The following is a 19,318-nucleotide window of genomic DNA, read 5'->3' on the forward strand; positions in this document are numbered from 1 at the left end:
GTAGACGATGAAAATTGCCATCCTCGGCGCGGGCGCGATGGGCTCTTTGTTCGGCGGCCTGCTCGCGGAGAGCGGCCAGGACGTGACCCTGCTCGACATCAACGATGCGCACCTCCAGGCCATCCGGGCCACAGGCCTGCGGCTGGAAACCGACAGCGGGAACCGCTTGGTCAGCGGCCTCAGCGCCTGCCGGCCCGAGCAGGCCAGTATTCAGCCCGACTTGCTGCTGGTGTTCACCAAGAGCCTGAGCACGGCCGCCGCGCTGGCGGGCACCGCCGGCCTCATCGGTCCGCGGACGCTGCTGTTGACGTTGCAGAACGGTCTGGGCAATGTCGAGGCGGTGTCCCGGTTCGTGGCGAGGGAGCAAGTCCTCATCGGCATGACGACCTGGCCCGCCGATCTGGTCGGCCCCGGACACGTGCATTCGCACGGGCTCGGTGTGATCCGCATCATGGCGGCCGACCAGCGCGAGCGCGAAGACGTGAAGCAGGTCGCCGCAATCCTCTCGGCCGCGGGCCTGTGTTGCACGGCCGACCAGGCGGTATGGAAAGCGATCTGGGAAAAGGTAGCCTTCAACGCCGCGCTGAACACGCTGTGCGCTGTGACCGGCTGCACGGTGGACCAGCTCGGTGCCGCACCTGAGGGCATGGCGCTGGCCTCGGCGATCATCGGCGAGGTGGTGGCCGTCGCGCAGGCCGAAGGCATTGACGCGGACGCCGCGCACTGCCGCGAGACGGTCGCGCATGCCATCGCGCACCACGTGGGCCACGAGCCGTCGATGCTGCAGGATGTGCTGGCGGGCCGGGCAACCGAAGTCGGTGCGATCAATGGAGCGGTGGTGGAAAAAGGCCGGCATCACCGCGTTGCCACCCCGCACACCCAAACCCTGCTGATGCTGGTTCGCCTGATGGAGGCCAAGGCCCAAGCCACGCGCGTCTGACCTCAACACCGCCCATGCTGCTCAACACCGAAGACTTCCGGCGCGCCGCGCGCTCGGCCCTGCCCCGCTTCGTCTTCGATTACATCGAAGGCCATGCGGATGACGGCCACTGCATCAGAAGAAACCACGCCGATCTGGCCGCTGTGGAACTCACGCCCAGGGTCTTGCGCGACACCACCCGCGTCGATACGTCCATCGAGGTCTTCGGCCAAAGATGGGCCGCGCCATTCGGCATCGCACCGACCGGTCTCAACGGCCTGGTGCGACCGGGCGGCGACCTGATCCTGGCGCAAGCGGCGGCAAAGGCCGGCATTCCGTTTTGCCTGTCGACGGCCTCGAACATGCGCCTGGAAGCGGTACGGGACGGTGCGGCCGACAGCCAGCAATGGATGCAGCTCTACGTCATGCACCGCGAAATGGCTGGGCAAATCGTCGAAAGAGCCAAACGCGCAGGCTACCAGGCGCTGGTGCTGACGGTGGACGTGCCTGTGAGTGGCAAACGTGAACTGGACCTGCGCAACGGCTTCAGGATGCCGTTCAAACCGACGGCCAGACTGGCCTGGGACCTGGTGACACATCCCACCTGGTCGTTGAGGATGGCACTGCAGGGTCAGCCCGATTTCGCCAACCTCACGCCGAGCGGCGACGCCCTGGGCTCCGCGAGCCTGCAAGCGGCCCTGCTGGCCCGCGCCATGGACCGCTCATTGGTGTGGGACAGCTTGCGCTGGCTGCGCCAGCTCTGGGATGGCCCGCTGCTGCTCAAGGGTGTGCTGCATGCGGCCGATGCACGGCTGGCGCTGGCGCATGGTGTGGACGGATTGATCGTGTCCAACCACGGCGGGCGGCAGAACGATGCTTCGCCGTCCGCCATCTCCGCTTTGCCGCGCGTGGTCGATGCGGTGGGCGGGAAAATCCCGGTCTTCATGGACAGCGGCATCCGGCGCGGCGGCGACATCGCCAAGGCACTGTCCCTGGGGGCGACGGCTGCCTTCGTCGGCAGGCCGACGCTGTATGCCTTGGCCGCCCAGGGTGCGCCGGGCGTGCGGTCCGTCATCGAGGTGCTGAAGGAAGACTTGGTGCGGAACATGACCTTGCTTGGCGCAACCCGCATTGATGGGCTGCGCGACTTGGCATCCGATCCTCGGCCCCAGGCACCAGCCGACGCCACACCACAAATTCATTACCAGGCCAGGGCTTGACCCAGAAAATCAGCGCCCGGCGGTGTAGCGTAGAGGTTTTGCCCAAAGCCGCTTCCCGATGCCCCAAACCCTGGAAACCGACCCCTCGCCTGGCGTCCGCCAGATCCTGAACTTCTGGCTCGGCGACGCCGTCGCGACCGGCTGGCCGAGCGATCCCGCGATCTGCCGGCGCTGGTGGAAAAGCAGCCCGGCGCTCGACGCGCAGATCGCGGCGCGCTTCGGCCCGCGCGTGCACCAGGCCCTGGACGATGGTTTGCCGTGCTGGGAGGCCAAACCGCTGGCCCGGCTGGCCTTGGTGCTGCTGCTCGACCAGTTCACGCGCAATGTGTTCCGTGGCCAGGCCCGGGCCTTCGCGGGTGACGCGCGCGCCCAGGCGCTGAGCCTGGACGCGCTGGACCGCGGGCTGGACGCCACGCTGCCGCTCGCGGGCCGGCTGTTCCTGGCCATGCCGCTGATGCACGCGGAAGGCCTCGCAATGCAAGAACGCAGCGTGGCCTACTTTCAAGCCCTGGCCGAACAGGCACCACCCGCGCAACACCAGGCGGTGGCGCAAAGCGCCGCCTCCGCACGCGAACACCGCGACATCGTGGCGCGCTTCGGCCGTTTTCCGCACCGCAATGCGGTGCTGGGCCGCGAAGACACGCCCGAGGAGGCCGCGTTCCTGCGGCACGGCCCGCGTTTCGGGCAGTAGGCGCCCCGTCCCGGCCGGTGGTCAGGCGCCGAGGTCCACCGCGCGCGCGCGCAGCCGGCCGTCCTCGCGCATCTTGAATTTGGCCACGCGGTGCGTCGGCGTGTGCGGCAGCGCGTCCACGATGGCCACGTAACGCGGCACCTTGATGGCGGCCAGCCGTTCGCGGCACCACTGCGCAATGTCTTGCGGCGCGGCCACCTGGCCGGGCCGCAGCACCACGGCCACGAGGATGTCGTCTTCGCCGAGTTCGGAGGGCACGGGGATGGCCGCGGCCTCCAGCACCGCCGGGTGCTGGCCGACCACCCGGTCGAGCTCGGCGCCGGAGATGTTTTCGCCGCGCTTGCGGATGATGTCCTTCTTGCGTGCCACGAACCAGAAGTAGCCGTCCGCGTCCATCTGTGCCAGGTCGCCCGTCAGGAACCAGCCGTCGCGGAACGCGGCGCGGGTCTGGGCCTCGTCACGGAAGTAGCCTTGCATCACGATGGGCGTGCGCACCACGAGTTCGCCGATCTCGCCCGGCCCGAGGAAGCCGCCGTCGTCGCCCATGATGCGCAGCTCGGCCAGCGACAGCGCCGGATCGGGGTGCAGGCTGGGCCGGCCCATGCTGCCCACCTTGTGGGGCCCGGGAAACGGGTTGTTCAACGCACCCGGCACCTCGGACATGCCGTAGCCCTCGATCAGCGTGGGCACGCCGAATTCCTGCTGGTAGACGCCGTACGTCTCGGCGTCGAACGGCGCGCCGTAGATCTTGCGCAGCCGGTGGCCCGGCACGAACTCGCTGCGCGGGCGGCGCATCAGGATAGCGCTGGCCGCGGCGATGGTGTTGACCTCGGTGGCCCCAGTTTCGTGCACCACCTGCCAGAAACGCGAGGCCGAGAACCGTGGCTCCAGCAGCAGCGTGGCCCCGGCGGCCAGCGCGCCGCCGAAGGAGTAGAAGATGGCGTTCACATGGAACAGCGGCAGCACGCACAACAGCCGGTCGTCGGGCTGCAGGAACATGCGCGCCACGAAGCCTTCGCCCGCCATCACCAGGCTGCGCTGGCTGTGCATCACGCCTTTCGGAAAGCCCGTGGTGCCCGAGGTGTAGATGAACACGCAGGTGGCATCCGCCTCGGTGCTCGGCGGCGGTGGCTGCGGCGCGTCCTCCCTGGCTACCAGCGCCTCCAGCACCGGCAGGTCCACGCCTTCGGCGGGCGTATTGAGCCAAAGCCAAGGCGCAACGGGCCAGGCCTGGCACGCGGCCGTTACCGTGGGCAGGGCGTGCGGGGAACACACGACGCCGGCGACCTGGGCGTGTTCGAGCACATAACGCGCCTCTTCCACGCCATAGTCAGGGTTCACCGGCACCATGGTCGCGCCGAGCCAGGCCAGCGCGCACAACACGAACACGCTGGACGGGTGGTTGTGCGACATCACGCCGACGCGGTCGCCCGCGCCCACGCCTTGGCGCGCCAGCACGCCGGCCGTGCGCTCGACCTGCTTCAACACCTCGGCGTAACGCAAGGAACGGCCCTGAAACACCAGGCATTCGCGCGCGCCGGCCACGGCCGCACGGCTTTGCAGCAGCGATGCGAGCGTGCCGGCATGCGGCGGGTACAGCTTCAGCGTCTCGAGCGGCGTCAACATGGTCAAGGCTCCCGCGACGGGCTGGCCTGGCCATGCAGGCGGCCGCGCATGTGGGCCGTGGCCTCGTCCTCCGCACGGTGCCAGAGCTCCACCGCCATCGGCCGGCGCGCCTCTTCCAGCACGTGGCCGACCAGGCCCACGGCGCGGGCCATCACGCCCAGGCCATGCGACACCTGCGAAGACAGGCCCATCTCGCAGCACAGGGCACCGATGGCCCCGGTGGCGTTGATCGGCATCGGCTTGCCGAAGGCGGCGCTGGCCGCCTGCGCTACGGCCTGCATCAGGGCCACGTAGCGGCCGTGGAAGCCGGTCTGCTCGGCGATGGCGAACAGGCGCACCGTGCGCGGGTCCACCGGCTTGTGGATCGGATGGCCCAGGCCGGGGATGATTTTTTTCTGCGTGCGGTGCGTGCGCACGATGGCCTCGGCGAGCGCCGGCAGGTCGGCCCCGGCCGCCGCCGCGGGTCCGTCGTCGGGCGCAGCGAAGGCCTGGGCCAGCATGCGCGCCGAGCCCTCGGTCGACCCCACAAAGACACTGCCCAGCCCGAGCAGGCCGGCGGCCACGGCCGCCTGCATGGCTTCCGGCGCGCCGGCATAGGTCATGCGCGCGGCCAGCGTGGACGGCACGATGCCATGCTCCACCAGCGTCACCAGGATCGCGTTGAACATGCGCGACTGCGGTGGTGTGGGCAGGCGGCCGGTGACCTCGAGGAAGGCCATGTCACCGAAGTTGACCTCGCCCAGGAGGTCGTTGCAAAGGTCGTGGCCGTGCACGCCGATGGCCTCGGGCGTGCTCCAGGCGATGTCGGTGTGCAGGGGGGTACGTTGGCTCATGGGTGTCCTTGTGGTTGCTGCGCTCAATCCAGTTTCGCGCCGGAGATCTTGACTTTCTGCGCGCCGAGTTCGCGGTCGCCCTTGAGGAACGCGGCGAATTGCGCGGGGGTGTCGCCGACCGCTTCGAAGCCCAGTGGCTGCAGGTACTTGGTCTTGAACTCCTGCGTGTTGACCACCTTGCTCATGTCGCGGGCGAACCGCTCCGTGATCTCGGCCGGTGTGCCCTTTGGCGCCACCACGCCGAAGTAGTAGGAGGCATCGAAGTTGGGGTAACCCACTTCGGCAAAGGTCGGCACGTTCGGCGCCGCAGGCTGCCGGTTCTTGCCCGACACCGCCAGCGCCTTCACCTTGTTCGATTCGATGAAGGGCGCCACGCCGCCGGTGACAGCGAACATCGCATCGATGCGGCCGGCCATGAGTTCCTGTACCGCGGCCGGCAAGCCCTTGAAGGCCACGTGTTCCATCTGCAGCCCATGGATGTTGTTGAACCAGGCCGAGGCCAGGTGATTCACGCCGCCCGCCCCGATGGAGCCGTAATTCAGCTTGCCCGGGTTCTGCTTCACGTAGTCCACGAATTCCTTGACGTTGCTGGCCGGGAAATCGGGGCGCGTGACCAGCATCAGGTTGCCGATGGCGAGTTTGGCCACCGGCTCGAAGTCACGCACGGGGTCGTACGGGATTTTCGGATAGAGCGCCTGGTTCAGGCTGAACGTGCCGTCGGACGCCACCAGGAAGTTGTAGCCGTCGGGCGCGCTCTTGGCCAGCAGGTCGGCAGCGATGATTTCGTTCGCACCGGGGCGGTTGTCCACGATGAAGGGCTGGCCCCAGCTGTCGCCCAGCTTCTGGGCGATGGCGCGCACCATCACGTCGGCGGGGCCGCCGGCTGCGTACGGCACAAGGATCCGGATCGGCTTGTTCGGGTAAGCCTGTGCCAGCGCCAGGCCTGGTACGGAAAGGGCGGCTGCGGCGGCCAGCCTAGCCAGCCAGTGACGACGGGAAATCTGCATGGTTGTCTCCTAGGAATGGTCGCAAGTCCTGAATGTGAACTTGTCTCGAAGGTCAAATCTTAGGAAATCACCAGCACACTGGCGATGGTTTGACGCAACGATTCGCCCAACATTTTCATATTTCCATCATTTAGTCCGTTATATGGACGCATCGCTTCAGCCCGGATATGCTGTGCGCATGCCCTCTTCAAAAGACCACGCCACTGTCGCGCCTGCCTCCCCGTCAGGCAGCACCTCCATTGACCACGCCACCGGTGCGCAAACCGTCGACCGCGCCTGCGAGTTGCTGCGCGCCGTGGCACGCGGCGGCGCCCAGGGCGTCCGCATGCTGGACTTATGCGCACACACCGGTCTGAGCCGGCCGACGGCACACCGCATCCTGCGTTCGCTGCAAACGGCGGGACTGGTACAGCAGTTGGCCGACAACCGGCGCTATGCACTGGGCAGCGGCATGTTCGAACTCGGACTGGCCGCGCCGAATCCGATCGCCCAGTTTCCTCAGGTGCGCAGCACCATCGAGGCGCTGGCCGCCAGCACCAACGACACCGTCTACCTCATGCTGCGCAGCTACGACGATGTCGTCTGCACCTGGCGTGCGCAAGGTGCATTTCCGATCAAACCGAATGTGGTGCCACTCGGCGAGCGTCGACCCGTCGCGGCCAGCATGGCCGGCCTGGCTTTGCTGGCCGCACTGCCCGAATCCGATGCCGAGGCGCTGATGCAGAACAACCGGCCCGATCTGGCGCGGTACTGCCGCATGTCCTTCGAGGACGTGCAGCGCAACGTGCACGAAGCGCGCCGCCAGGGCTATTCGACCGGGGCCAACGCGGTGATCGATGGCATCACCGCGGTCGGCATGGCCGTGCCCGCCAGCCACGGCCGACCGTTTCTGGCCATGAGCGTTTCGGCGATTTCTTACCGCATCCCGCCCGAACGTGTGCCGGAACTGGTCAGGCTGCTGCGACGAACGGCGGAACGCATTGCCGACATCACCGGTTGCAACCAGGCCACCTGACCGCGGTAAAACGCGTTCGTGTCCTAACTGGCCGCCGCCGCACGTGCGACCAGCCAATCCTCGAACGCCGCCAGGGCAGGCGGAGCGTCACGCACCAGCGGCGCCACGAGGTAATAGGCACGGCCGCTGCGCAGCGGCCGGTCGCAGGCCACCACCAGGTCACCGCGAAGCAATTCGTCCTCGATGAGGATGCGTGGGATCAGCGCGACGCCAAGTCCGTGGGTGGCGGCCGTCGCAGTCATGGAAAACAACTCATAACGCGGCCCGCGCAGCGGCTGCTGGGCGGCCACGCCTGCGGCCTCGAACCATTGGCGCCAACCATCGGGACGCGTGCTCTGCTGCAGCAACGGCAGTTCGGCAATGGCTTGCGGTGCAAGCTCGGCCTGTCCGGCGAGCAGGGTCGGGCTGCACACGGGCACGACTTCCTCGCCAATGAGTGGCACGGCCCGCGTGCCGGGCCAGTTGGCCACTTGCTCCGGCGTGCCAGCGTAGAGCGCGGCATCGAACAGGCTGTCGGCGAACAGGAAAGGACGGGTGCGTGTTTCGATGTGCACCACGATCTCGGGATGGTGCCGCGCCAGGTCGGCCAGCCGGGGAATCAGCCAACGGGTCGCGAAAGTGGCGACAGCGGCCAGCGCGACCGCCCCGCCGGCGCCCTGGCGCGACATGACGTTGAGGGTGTCCAATTCGAGCGCATCGAGCCGGCGGCCCACCTGGCGCGCATAGTCGACGCCGCTGTCGGTGAGAGCTACGCCATGGCGGGTGCGGCGGAACAGCACGACACCGAGGAAACCCTCGAGCGAGGCGATCTGACGCGAGACGGCGCCCTGCGTCACCGCCAATTCCTGCGCGGCCCGGCTGTAGCTCTCATGCCGAGCGGCCGCCTCGAAGCAGGCAAGCGCCTGCGTGGAAGGGATTTTTCGTTTCAAAGTATGTCAAGTTTACACATCTGAACCATCTTTTCCCACCGATTTGGGTCATTGTTATGAGCACTCCTCATTTCTCGATGAAAAACTCTCGCTTGCCGCCCCAGTCTCGACTGTTTAGCATCGACCGTTCTGCAGTTTCTTATTCCTTCATCACGGAGACACCATGGCCAACGCCCGCTTCCACTGGGAAGACCCCTTCCTGCTCGACCAACAGCTCACCGACGACGAACGCATGGTGCGTGACGCGGCCAACGCCTATTGCCAGGACAAGCTCGCGCCGCGTGTGCTGGAGGCCTTCCGCCACGAGCGCACCGACCCGGCCATCTTCCGGGAGATGGGCGAACTCGGCCTGCTCGGCCCCACCATCCCCGAGCAATACGGCGGCCCTGGCCTGAACTACGTCGCGTACGGCCTGATCGCACGCGAAGTGGAGCGCGTGGACTCAGGCTACCGTTCGATGGCCAGCGTGCAGAGTTCGCTGGTGATGGTGCCGATCAACGAGTTCGGCACCGAGGCGCAGAAGCAGAAGTTCCTGCCCAAGCTTGCCACCGGCGAATGGATCGGCTGCTTCGGCCTGACCGAACCCGACCACGGCTCCGACCCCGGCTCGATGGCCACGCGCGCCTACAAGACGGATGGCGGCTACAAGCTCAAGGGCAGCAAGATGTGGATCTCCAACAGCCCGATCGCCGACGTGTTCGTGGTGTGGGCGAAGGAAGTCGACAAGGCCGGCAACGTCGGCCCCATCCGTGGCTTCGTGCTGGAAAAGGGCATGAAGGGCCTGAGCGCGCCGGCGATCCACGGCAAGGTGGGCCTGCGCGCTTCGATTACCGGCGAGATCGTGATGGAAGACGTGTTCTGCCCCGAGGAAAACGCGTTCCCGGACATCCAGGGGCTGAAGGGGCCCTTCACCTGCCTCAATTCGGCACGGTACGGCATCGCCTGGGGCGCGCTTGGCGCCGCCGAGGCCTGCTGGCACACCGCGCGGCAGTACACCATGGACCGCAAGCAGTTCGGCAAGCCGCTGGCCGCAAACCAGTTGATCCAGAAGAAACTGGCCGACATGCAGACGGAGATCGCGCTGGGCCTGCAAGGCTGCCTGCGCCTGGGCCGCATGAAGGACGAAGGCACGGCGGCGGTGGAAACCACCTCGCTGATCAAGCGCAATTCTTGCGGCAAGGCTTTGGACATCGCCCGCCTGGCGCGCGACATGCTGGGCGGCAATGGCATCAGCGACGAGTTCGGCGTGGCCCGGCATCTGGTCAACCTGGAAGTCGTCAACACGTACGAAGGCACGCACGACATCCACGCGCTGATCCTCGGGCGGGCGCAGACGGGACTCGCGGCGTTTTGAGCGCGCCCCAAGTCGCTGCGCTCGTTACCCCTTGCAGGGGGGCAACATCTACGGCCCGGCGAAGCCGGTTCCGTACTGTGCTGGAATAAGGCAGGCTCGTCCTTTACCGCCCGATTGTCTCGAGCTTGTCGAAGGCTCTGCAGGGAGAGGCCAGGCTGAGCGGCAACGGGGCTCAAAGCAATAACGGAAACAACCATGACCACTGACACTCCTGCCGGCGCCCTCGCCGGCCTCAAGGTTCTCGATCTTTCGCGCGTGCTCGCCGGACCCTGGTGTACCCAGGTGCTCGCCGACCTCGGGGCCGACGTGGTCAAGGTCGAACGACCGGGCAGCGGCGACGACACCCGGCACTGGGGCCCGCCCTTCCTGAAGGATGTCGAAGGCAAAGACACCGACCAGGCCACCTACTTCACGACCTGCAACCGCAACAAGCGCTCGGTCACCATCGACATGGCCAAGCCGGAAGGTCAGGCCCTGATCCGGCAGATGGCGTTACAAAGCGACATCCTGGTGGAAAACTTCAAGGTGGGCGGCCTCCAGCAATATGGGCTGGACTACGAGAGTCTGAAGGCCATCAACCCGCGGCTGATCTACTGCTCGATCACCGGTTTCGGACAGGACGGTCCGTATGCCGAACGCGCCGGCTACGACCTGCTGATCCAGGCCTCCAGCGGCATGATGAGCATCACGGGCCGGGCCGACAACGAGCCCGGCGGTGGTGGCGTGCGTGTGGGTGTGGCACTCACCGACCTGTTCGCCGGCGTCTACGCGTCGACCGCCATCCTCGCAGCGGTCCAGGCAAGGCATCGCACCGGCCTGGGCCAACGGGTGGACATGGCCCTGCTTGACGTGGGCATGGCCATCCTGGCCAATCAGGCAGCGGGGTTTCTCAATACGGGAGATGTGCCGCAGCGCCAGGGCAACAGCCATCCGAGTCTGGCGCCGTACCAGGACTTCCCTACCGCCGACGGTGCGATGCTGCTGGCCATCGGCAACGACGGCCAGTTCGCGCGCTTTTGCCAGGCCGTGGATCGGGCCGAATGGGCGACGGACCCGCGTTTCGCGACCAACACCCAGCGCGTCCTGCACCGCCAGATCCTGATCCCAGCCATGGAGGCCGTGACACGGACCCGCAGCACGGCGGATTGGGTGAAGCTGTTCGAAGACAAAGCCGTGCCCTGCGGCCCGATCAATAATTTGGCCCAGGCTTTCGACGATCCGCAGGTACGTGCCCGCGGCCTGCGGGTGGACTTGACCCGGGACGCCGGCGACGGCGTCACCAGCATCGCCAGCGTGGCAAGCCCCCTGCGGCTCAGCGAAGCGCCGGCCGTGCTGCGTTATGCACCGCCAGCTCTCGGGCAGCACACGAACGAAGTGCTGCGCGAGATTGGCCTCGACGCCGCTGCCATCGAGGCCTTGAAGAACGCCGGCGTGGTCTGAGACCCGACAACCTCCAGGTGCTTGGCGGCCGGCAGCGGCGGACCCAACAAAAAAGCACCGGAATTCGGTGCTTTTTTGGATAAGCGGAGACGGTTCAGACGGACTTGCTGACCTTGCGGCGGCGGGTAGCCAGTGCAGCGCAGAAAGCCGCGCCCATCAGTGCCAGCGAGCCGGGCTCGGGCACCTTGTTGCCGGGCGGCGTCGTCTTGATGTCGCCAGCAACGGACAACAGCTTGACGTAGTCGTCGCCGCCATCCACATTGGTCTGGCTGCCGCCATAACCGGAATTGAATGCGCTGACGATCCACCAGCTCGACGAGATGCCCGAAGCGTTCAAGGCGCTGCCGGTGTTGTCCGTGGTGTAGGTGGCGGCACCGGTGCCACCGTTGATGTTGGCCACCAAGGTCCAGCCTTGGGCCATCAATTGGGCAATGGTCTTGCCAGCGATGTCGTAGGTGGCGATGTCGTAACCGGCTTTACCGGTATAGGCCAGCAGGCTCATGTCCGAATCAGCGGTCTGGCCGGTTTGCGCGCCGGCCCAGCCCGTGGTGATCGACGTCAAGGCCACGCTGCTGGTGAACTTCAAGGAGATGAGGTCGGTGGAAACATTGTTGTCCATCGAGTGCTCGGGGCTGGAATTGGGGCTTTCAGCACCCGTCACGACGCCCAGATGGTTGCTGCCGTAGTCGTACAGCGCGGCGCTCGCAACGCTTCCACCCGAACCGGTGGTGGAATAGGCCAGGGCCGACACGGTGACGCCGCCACTCGTGACGTTGGCAGTCGTACCGCAATTCTTGTTGCTGCCGCTGCTGAAATCGCAGGCCGTGGCAGCACCGGGGGTCCACGTGGTCGCAGCAAAACCGGATGAGGCCGAACTGAGGACCGCACAAGCGGCGAGCAACTTCAGACTGTTCTTGATGTAGGAATTTTTCATCTTCTTGATCCTGATGCGGGACTGGTTGGCAAATTTGTACTTACAGACATACTTAAGCGATATTCGTGCCATCTATTTTTTCTTTTTAAAATCAAAGGGCTACGAAGAATTAAGGGTACTTTCTGATAAATTTGTAAAAATCATCGACAACACGGGGCATGTCAGCGCAGCTTCTTCAACAGCGATTCGGCTTCCGTGAGGCTTTCGAACGGCCGACCACCCTTGAGCGCCGCCTCGACCTCGTCCTGCGCCTCGGTTTTCCGGCCGGACTGAGCCAGCACCGCGGCGAGGTGGTACCGGATCTCGGGGTTGCCCGGATCGCGCAACCTGGCGTCGCGCAGCAGCTGCAGGGCACGGTCGCTGTTTTGCGGCAAGCCGGTTTTGAATAGCACCCAACCCAGGGTGTCGATCGCACTGGCGTTCGTCGGATCCTTCTTCATGGCCGATTCGGCCACCTGGAGTGCCGACGCGTCGTTCAGGCGAAGTAACACATTGGCCAGGTTGTTCAGCGCGCCCGAATCGTTCGGTACGGCCTTGACGAAAGCCTCGTAATTGAGCCGCGCCGCGGCATAGTTCCCGCCGCGCGCATAGGCATCGGCCAGCGCCCGGCGCACGGTCTGATCCTGCGGATGGGTTTTCAGCCACGCTTCGCCGAGTGTCAAGGCCTGTCGACCGCCGTCCTGCATGGCCAGGGCACCGAAGAGCCGCAGGAAGGTCTCGGTGTTGGTCTGGACCTGGTGCGCGCGGCGGTAGTGGTCGATGGCCACCGCAGTCTGGCCACGCGACTGCGCCACGTCGCCCAGCAGGCTGTAGCCGATCGCCTGCTTGGGCGCCAGCGCGAGAATCTGGCGTGCGCGCTGCTCGGCCTTGGCAGGCTCGTTCTGCCGTATTTCGACTTCCGTCATCAAGGCCAGCGCGGGCAGAAAGTCCGGGCGGGACGACAGCGCCTTGTCCAGGCTGTAGGCCGCGCCGGGCAGGTTGTTGACCGCCAGTTGCCAGGTGGCGATTTCAGTCTGCTGCGGCGCATTGAAGTTGGCAAAGCGCGTGGCGCCGGAAAACGTGGAGCGGGCGCCCTCCACGTCGCCGTTGGCCAGCTGAGCACGGCCGTAGATCAACAGGATCGGCACATTTTCCGGGTCTTTGCTCGACAGCCGTTTGGCCGCTTCCAGCGCCTGGTCCGGCGCCTTGTTGCGCAGATGGAACTCCACCAGGGCCGTACCCGGGCGAAATTCCTTCGGACCGGCCATGTCGGAAGCCTTGGACAACCAACGCAAGGTGTCTGCGCTCGACCCTCGTCGGTCGGACAGGTTGGCCATCTCGTACATGGCGTCGATGTTCTTCTCGTCGGCCAGCAGGATGGCATTGAGCTTGGTCGCCGCGGCGTCGTAGGCCTTGTTGGCCATGTCCAGCCGCGCCAGGTTGAGCCTGGCCTCGACGAGTTTGCCATCGAGCTGAACGGCCCGGTCGAACGACACCTTGGCCGCGGCCAGATTGCCCAACTGCGCCTGCGCCATGCCGTTGAGGTTGTGCAGAACGGCGCTGTCCGGCTGTTGCTTGAGCAACTTTTCCGCCACGGCCAGCGCCTTCGCGCCTTGGCCGCCACGCAGGTACAGGCCGACCAGGGCCGTGCCGGCCTGGATCTGGCTCGGCTCCTTGAAGGCGGTTTCGAGCTGCGTCACGGCATCGGCCGACTGGCCCGCGCCCAGCAGGCTCAACCCGAGTTGGGTGTGGTATTCCGGCGCATCCTTGATGGCCAGAGCCTGCTGCATCAACGCCGTGGCCTTGGCGTTACGCCCCTGCGCCATGCTGGCGCTGGCCAACAGCAGCAGGGCCTGGCCGTCCTGGGGCTGCGCCTTGAGGTATTGCTCGAGCAGATCGCTGGCGCGGCCATAGTTCCTGTCGGACAGGTAGATCTGGGCGAGCAGCTTGGAAACCGGCCCGCCACCCTGCACGCGCTGCATGGATTCGAAATAGGGTTTGGCCTTTTCATACTCGCTGAGGCCGAAATGGGCCAGCCCGTTGAGCATCAGCAGCTGCGGCCGGTACTGGATGAACGCCGGCGGTACGGCGTCGAGAAACGCCGTCACTTCGGCCAGCGACTTGCGGGCCCCGGCGCTATCGCCATCGCGCGACAGCAGCATCGCCTTGAGGTACGCGGCACGCGGCTCCCGCGGTGATTGGGCCTGGATCTCGGCGACATCCTTGGCGGCATCGGCGTACTGGCCCAGGTCCATTTCGATGCCGGCGCGGGCCGCGCGGGCCTCGAGGTGCTTGGGATCGGCCTTCAGCGCCGAATCGTAGGCGGCAAGCGCGGCGCGAAGATTGCCCTGCACGTGCAGCAGGGCGCCGCGCTGGTAACGCACCTCCGCGGAATCGGGCGCGAGCGCGGTCGCGCGTTCGATGGCCGCGTTGGCCTCCGCGTACTGCATGGCGCGGATGCGCACCGGCACCTCGGCCAACCACACTTCGGGCAGGCGGCCATCCATCACCCGGGCTTCATCGATGTTCTTGAGCGCGCCACGCACGTCGCCCAGCTCGGCCGAAGCCGAAGCGCGCAGCAGCAGCAGCTTGACCTGCACGTCCGCCGGTAGGCCGGACACATTGAACTGCGGCTGCTCCAGCAGCAGCTTGTGTTTGCCCTGGGCCACATAGGCCTGGCCCAGCGGCACCACGATTTCCGCGCGGTTCACGCCGAGCCGGACCGCTTCGTTCAGCGCCACTTCGGCGGCCGCGGCTTCGCCGTTGGCAAGCAAGGCCTTGCCCAGCAACACTTGCACGGGCAACAAGGTCTTGTCGATCTGCAGCGCATTCTTCAGCTGGATGATCGCGCCAGGGACGTCCTTCTTCTCGTAACGCGTCAACGCATCTTCGTAGAAGCGCGAGGCCTTGCTGTCGGTGGCCGCATGGACGGCAAATCCCGGAACGGCCAGCAGGGCGACCAACGCGGCCCTTCCAAACAATTGCGCAAGTCGAGGGGTCGAAAAACACGTCATAAACAAGCCCGTTGTTCGCAAAATAATGTAACAGGCGCAATGGTAATGGCGTGCCAGCGCGGTTCCGGCGTGGAAGCCGTACCACCTGCATTCAATCGGTGACCTATTTAACGTCTACCGTCGGCAAATCGGAGTTAACTGCATCGTTCGCAACAAAGTTCGCATGGCCGCGGGCACGTAGCTCACAGGCCGGGCATTCACCGCAGCCGTAGCCCCAGGCGTGGCGGTGGGTGCGGTCGCCCTGGTAGCAGGTATGGGTATGTTCGACGATCAGCTCGACCAGGGCCGCACCGCCGAGCGCATGGGCGAGTTGCCAGGTCTGGGCCTTGTCGATCCACATCAGCGGGGTCTCGATGAGGAAGCGCTTGTCCATGCCCAGCGACAGTGCCAGCTGCATCGCCTTCATGGTGTCGTCGCGGCAATCGGGATAGCCGGAGAAATCGGTTTCGCAGACGCCGGTCACGATCACATGCAGGTCGCGCCGGTAGGCGAGCGCCGCGGCCAATGTGAGGAACAGCAGGTTGCGGCCGGGCACGAAGGTGTTGGGCAGGCCGCTTTCCTCCATCTTGAACACCATGTCGCGCGTCAGCGAGGTTTCGCTGACCTGCCCCAGCACCGCCAGATCGAGGAGATGGTCTTCGCCAAGCCGCCCGGCCCACTGCGGAAACTGCAGCCGGATCTGCTCGAGCACACGCAGCCGCGCCTCGAGCTCGATCACGTGACGCTGGCCGTAATCGAAGGCGACGGTCTCCACGAACTGGTATTTGGACAGGGCCAGGGCCAAACAGGTGGTGGAATCCTGACCGCCTGAGAACAGGACGAGCGCGCGGGTGTGCATGGTGAAAACTCTGACGTTGGCAAACCTGGATTGTCGCGCGCCCAGGGACGTTGCTGCATCCTCAGCGCCACTTAAGAATGCTTGAGGCACACTGCCGACGATGCACCGCTGTCTTCGCTTCCTCGTCCAGGCACTCAAGGGCTTCGGCACGGCTGTGTTCGCCCTGCTGCTGATCTTCGAGGAATGGGGCTGGGACCCACTGTCGCGCCTGCTCTACCGCATGGCGCGGCTGCCGGTGTGGTCGCAGATCGAAAAGCTGATCGTGCGGCTGCCGCCCTATGCCGCGCTGGCGGTGTTCGGGGTGCCGGTGCTGGCGCTGATTCCGGTCAAGCTGCTGGCCTGGTACTGGGTGGCGCAGGGCCATGCGCTGCTCGGCCTCAGCGTCGTGGTGGCGGCCAAGGTGGCGGGCACGGCCATCGCGGCGCGGCTGTTTCAGCTCACCCAGCCGGCGTTGATGCAATTGCCCTGGTTCAACCGCGGCTACGGGCGTTTCAAGACCTGGAAAGACGACATCACGGCACGCGTGCGCCAGTCGCCGATCTGGCGAAAGGCACGCTGCGGTTCGCACCGCCTGCGCCGTTACGGCCGCACCCGCGGGCGCCTGGCATGGCAAGGCCTGCGCAACATATTCAGCCGTTAGCCGTGCCGCAGACCAGGCCCTCTGCCAGGGCCGTGTCGTTCTCGGGCACGGCGCGTTCGTTCTTGGCATGCGACACGTCCACATCGCGCGGCAGCGCCACGCCGTTCTTCACGGCGAGGATCTCGGCCATCACGCTCACGGCGATCTCCGGCGGCGTCTTGCTGCCGATGTAGATGCCGATCGGGCCGCGCAGGCGCGCCAGGCTGGCCTCGGTCTGGCCGAAGTGTTCGATCATGCGTTCGCGCCGCGCCTCGTTGTTGCGCCGCGAGCCGATCGCGCCGACGTAGAAAGCCTCGCTGTCCAGCGCCTCGAGCAACGCCAGGTCGTCGAGCTTCGGGTCGTGCGTCAGCGCCACCACGCAACTGCGGCCGTCGGGCTTGAAGGCAGCGACCACGTCGTCGGGCATCTCGCTCAGCACCTTGGCGCCGGGCACGGACCAGGCGCTGCGGTATTCGTCGCGCGGATCGCACACGGTGACGGCGAAGCCGCTGAACAGCGCCATCGTCGCCAGGTATTCGGTGAGCTGGCCCGCGCCGATGAGCAGCATGCGGTACTCGGGACCGAAGGTGTTGAGCAGCTCAGTGGCCGACAGGCTGAGCTCGGCCGGTGCGAGCGACGGCGCCAGGACCACCGCACCGTCCGCCAGCCGCACGCTGCGCTGCATCAGCTGGCCCGATTCCAGCGCCTTCACCAGCTCGGCCAGGCTCTGCGCGTCAGGGTCGTATTCGAGCAGCAGCTCCAGCGTGCCGCCGCAGGGCAGGCCGAAGCGGTGCGCTTCGTCGGCGCTGATGCCGTATTTGACGAAGGCCGGCGCGCCGCTGGGCATCTGCTGCACGGGCTGGCTCTTGTCGGTCTGCGCATAGGCGCTGGTGTGGCGGTAGATCAGGTCGTCCTCGATGCAGCCGCCCGACACCGAGCCCACCACCGCGCCGTCTTCGCGCAGCGCCATGATCGAGCCCACCGGCCGCGGCGACGAACCCCAGGTGCGCACCACCGTGGCCAGCAGCGCGCGATGGCCAGCCTGCCGCCAGTCGCGCAGGGTGCGCAGCACCATCACGTCGAGGTTTTCCATGGCCGGCTCAACTCCCTTCTGGCTTGTCTTTCTTGCCGAAGCCGATCTTCTGCATGAAACCGGCCACGGCGCCCGTCTTCTCTGCGGAAGCTGCTACGGAATCGGTAGCATCTTCGGGCGGCGGCCCGTAGCGGCGCTGCATTTCGGCATCGAAACGCTTGAAGAAATCCTCGGCAAGCGACTTGGCCGCGCCGTCGATCAGCCGCTGGCCGAGCTGTGCCACCTTGCCGCCGACCTGGGCGTTGACGCTGTAGGCCAGCTCGCAGCCGCCGTCGTTCGGCGTCAGCTGTACCTTGGACTGGCCCTTGCCGAAGCCCGCCGCACCGCCCTGCCCTTCGAAGACGATGGTGTAGCTGGCCGGCGGCACGATGTCGGACAGCGTGATCTTGCCGGCGAACTTGGCCGACACCGGGCCGATCTTCACCGCCATGCCCACGGCGTACTGGTTCTCGCCGGTGGCCTCGACCTTGTCGCAGCCGGGGATGCAGATCTTCAGCACGGCCGGATCGTTGAGCGCCTCCCAGGCCTGTTGCTGGGTGATGGCCAATTGGCGGCTGCCTTGCATTTCCATGGAGTGTTCCTCGTTGATTGTTGTTGCTCTGATCGGTGCGATTGGATCAGCGTTTGAGCAGCCGTGCCAGACTCGCCGCCAAATCGCCAAGCCTGGCAAGGTTGTGCACGGCCAGCATCGCGTCCGCATGTTGGTGCAGCACGGCCGCCCCCCGCGCCAGCGGCGCGTAGCCGTCGAAACGCAGCAGCGGATTGAGCCACAGCAGGCGCCGGCAGCTGCGGTGCAGCCAGGCCAGTTCGCGGTCGAGTTCGGCGGGCTCGCCGGTGTCCAGCCCGTCGGTGATCACCAGCACCAGCGTGCGCCGGCCGACCAGACGGCGGGCGTGCTGCAGCCGCAACGTGCGCAGCGAAGCGCCGAACTGCGTGCCGCCAGCGAAGTCCTCGATGGCGGCACCGGCCGCCGCGAGCATGGCGTCGGTGTCGGCCAGGCGGAAGGCGGGGGTCAGATCGGTGAGCCGCGTGCCGAAGGCGAACACGTCGCGGCGCGGGTTGTGCCTGGTGGCCGCATGCAGGAAGGCCAGCAACAGGCGTGCATAACGCTCCATCGAACCCGACACGTCGACCAGCACCAGCAGCGGCAGCGGCTGACGCAGCCGCTCCAGCCGGGGCAGCCGCAACAACTCGCCGCCGGTATGGGCGGCCTGGTGCATCACGCCGGGCCAGTGCATTGATGCGCCATGGCTGCCGGGCCGGGTGCGGCGCGTACGCACCTCGGGCAGGGGCAGCGCGATGTCGCGCGCCAGGGTTTCGACGAGGCGGTATTCGGTGCCCGACAAGGCGTTGAAGTCGGCGTGTTTCAGCCGGTGGACGTCGCTGGCCGTCATCGCCGCGTCGAAATCCACCTTCTGGTCTTCGGACGATGGGCGCGCCAGTTCGGCGGGCGTGCGCGGTGGCGACAAAGCCTCGCGCACGCGCGGGCGGCGCTTGCTGGCCTCGGCCTGGCCCTCGGCGCTGGGCAGCATCTGGGCGAGCAGCTTCTGCGCGATGTCGGGGTTGCGGAAGTAGGCGTCGAAGAGTTCGCGGAAGACCAGCCGGTCCTGCTCGCGGCTCACCAGCACGGCTTCGAGCGCGGCGCTCAGGTCGTGCCGATCCGCCAGGCCCACGAGCAGCGCCGCCTCGGCGGCCAGCGCCATGCGCGCGCTGTCGATGCGCACGCCGGCGCGGCGCAGTGCGCGGCCGAAGCCGGTCAGGTTGTCGGCCAGCTTGCCGGTGCGGGCGTCACCGAGTTGCATGCCGT

General features: G+C 66.5%; 17 protein-coding genes. 7 read left to right on the plus strand and 10 right to left on the minus strand.

What is annotated here, in order from left to right; translation table 11 throughout:
- The first annotated feature begins 7 nt into the window (after nt 1-7).
- Genes RD110_RS17470 through RD110_RS17480 form a run of 3 tightly spaced genes read left to right on the plus strand, consistent with a single transcriptional unit; the run spans nt 8 to nt 2,830 of the window.
- A complete protein-coding gene (locus RD110_RS17470; protein ID WP_076200658.1) occupies nt 8-940 on the plus strand; it encodes a ketopantoate reductase family protein in 933 nt (310 codons plus the stop codon).
- A gap of 14 nt (nt 941-954) precedes the next feature.
- On the plus strand, nt 955-2,139 hold the full coding sequence (locus RD110_RS17475; RefSeq protein ID WP_076200659.1) for an alpha-hydroxy acid oxidase: 1,185 nt from the start codon (nt 955-957) through the stop codon (nt 2,137-2,139).
- Nucleotides 2,140-2,197: 58 nt separating this feature from the next.
- Entirely contained in the window at nt 2,198-2,830 is a 633-nt protein-coding gene (locus tag RD110_RS17480) for a DUF924 family protein (protein WP_076200661.1), read from the plus strand.
- A gap of 21 nt (nt 2,831-2,851) precedes the next feature.
- Here RD110_RS17480 and RD110_RS17485 read toward each other — a convergent pair whose 3' ends face one another.
- Genes RD110_RS17485 through RD110_RS17495 form a run of 3 tightly spaced genes read right to left on the minus strand, consistent with a single transcriptional unit; the run spans nt 2,852 to nt 6,296 of the window.
- Nucleotides 2,852-4,456: an AMP-binding protein gene (locus RD110_RS17485; RefSeq protein ID WP_076200662.1), complete on the minus strand. Its 1,605-nt coding sequence runs from the start codon at nt 4,454-4,456 to the stop codon at nt 2,852-2,854.
- Between the two features lie 2 nt (nt 4,457-4,458).
- Entirely contained in the window at nt 4,459-5,289 is an 831-nt protein-coding gene (locus RD110_RS17490; protein ID WP_076200664.1) for a citryl-CoA lyase, read from the minus strand.
- Between the two features lie 23 nt (nt 5,290-5,312).
- The gene (locus RD110_RS17495; protein ID WP_076200665.1) at nt 5,313-6,296 is read right to left on the minus strand and encodes a Bug family tripartite tricarboxylate transporter substrate binding protein; all 984 of its coding nucleotides are present in this window, start codon (nt 6,294-6,296) and stop codon (nt 5,313-5,315) included.
- 178 nt (nt 6,297-6,474) lie between these two features.
- Between RD110_RS17495 and RD110_RS17500 the strand changes: the two genes are divergently transcribed.
- Complete coding sequence (locus tag RD110_RS17500; RefSeq protein WP_162277365.1) at nt 6,475-7,311, plus strand: IclR family transcriptional regulator; 837 nt, start codon at nt 6,475-6,477, stop codon at nt 7,309-7,311.
- Between the two features lie 23 nt (nt 7,312-7,334).
- Here RD110_RS17500 and RD110_RS17505 read toward each other — a convergent pair whose 3' ends face one another.
- Entirely contained in the window at nt 7,335-8,240 is a 906-nt protein-coding gene (locus RD110_RS17505; protein WP_076200667.1) for a LysR substrate-binding domain-containing protein, read from the minus strand.
- 163 nt (nt 8,241-8,403) lie between these two features.
- On the opposite strand from RD110_RS17505, the gene RD110_RS17510 reads away from it, so the two are divergent.
- Nucleotides 8,404-9,594 (plus strand): acyl-CoA dehydrogenase, encoded by a 1,191-nt coding sequence (locus tag RD110_RS17510; RefSeq protein ID WP_076200668.1) that lies wholly within the window; start codon nt 8,404-8,406, stop codon nt 9,592-9,594.
- A gap of 195 nt (nt 9,595-9,789) precedes the next feature.
- Nucleotides 9,790-11,034, plus strand: a complete 1,245-nt coding sequence (locus RD110_RS17515; RefSeq protein WP_076200670.1) for a CaiB/BaiF CoA transferase family protein — start codon at nt 9,790-9,792, stop codon at nt 11,032-11,034.
- 94 nt (nt 11,035-11,128) lie between these two features.
- Here RD110_RS17515 and xdp1 read toward each other — a convergent pair whose 3' ends face one another.
- The 3 genes from xdp1 to queC all read right to left on the minus strand — a co-directional run bounded on the left by xdp1 (nt 11,129) and on the right by queC (nt 15,799).
- On the minus strand, nt 11,129-11,968 hold the full coding sequence (xdp1, locus tag RD110_RS17520) for an exosortase-dependent surface protein XDP1 (RefSeq protein WP_076200671.1): 840 nt from the start codon (nt 11,966-11,968) through the stop codon (nt 11,129-11,131).
- A 161-nt stretch (nt 11,969-12,129) separates the two neighbouring features.
- On the minus strand, nt 12,130-14,910 hold the full coding sequence (prsT, locus tag RD110_RS17525; protein ID WP_076200673.1) for an XrtA/PEP-CTERM system TPR-repeat protein PrsT: 2,781 nt from the start codon (nt 14,908-14,910) through the stop codon (nt 12,130-12,132).
- A 154-nt stretch (nt 14,911-15,064) separates the two neighbouring features.
- Nucleotides 15,065-15,799 (minus strand): 7-cyano-7-deazaguanine synthase QueC, encoded by a 735-nt coding sequence (gene queC, locus RD110_RS17530; protein ID WP_076200674.1) that lies wholly within the window; start codon nt 15,797-15,799, stop codon nt 15,065-15,067.
- 100 nt (nt 15,800-15,899) lie between these two features.
- Here queC and RD110_RS17535 point away from each other — a divergent pair, with 100 nt between their 5' ends.
- Complete coding sequence (locus tag RD110_RS17535; RefSeq protein WP_076200676.1) at nt 15,900-16,439, plus strand: hypothetical protein; 540 nt, start codon at nt 15,900-15,902, stop codon at nt 16,437-16,439.
- On the opposite strand, the gene RD110_RS17540 is transcribed toward RD110_RS17535, so the two are convergent.
- The 3 genes from RD110_RS17540 to RD110_RS17550 are packed head-to-tail and all read right to left on the minus strand — an operon-like array spanning nt 16,429 to nt 19,313.
- Nucleotides 16,429-17,511, minus strand: coding sequence for an XdhC family protein (locus RD110_RS17540; protein WP_076200677.1), 1,083 nt, complete (start codon nt 17,509-17,511; stop codon nt 16,429-16,431). The genes RD110_RS17535 and RD110_RS17540 overlap by 11 nt on opposite strands.
- 7 nt (nt 17,512-17,518) lie before the next feature.
- A complete protein-coding gene (locus tag RD110_RS17545) occupies nt 17,519-18,082 on the minus strand; it encodes an SRPBCC family protein (protein ID WP_076200679.1) in 564 nt (187 codons plus the stop codon).
- 46 nt (nt 18,083-18,128) lie between these two features.
- Nucleotides 18,129-19,313: a vWA domain-containing protein gene (locus RD110_RS17550; RefSeq protein ID WP_204249981.1), complete on the minus strand. Its 1,185-nt coding sequence runs from the start codon at nt 19,311-19,313 to the stop codon at nt 18,129-18,131.
- Between the last annotated feature and the right edge of the window lie 5 nt (nt 19,314-19,318).

The organism is Rhodoferax koreense (assembly GCF_001955695.1).
GTDB classification, from domain to species: domain Bacteria; phylum Pseudomonadota; class Gammaproteobacteria; order Burkholderiales; family Burkholderiaceae_C; genus Rhodoferax_B; species Rhodoferax_B koreensis.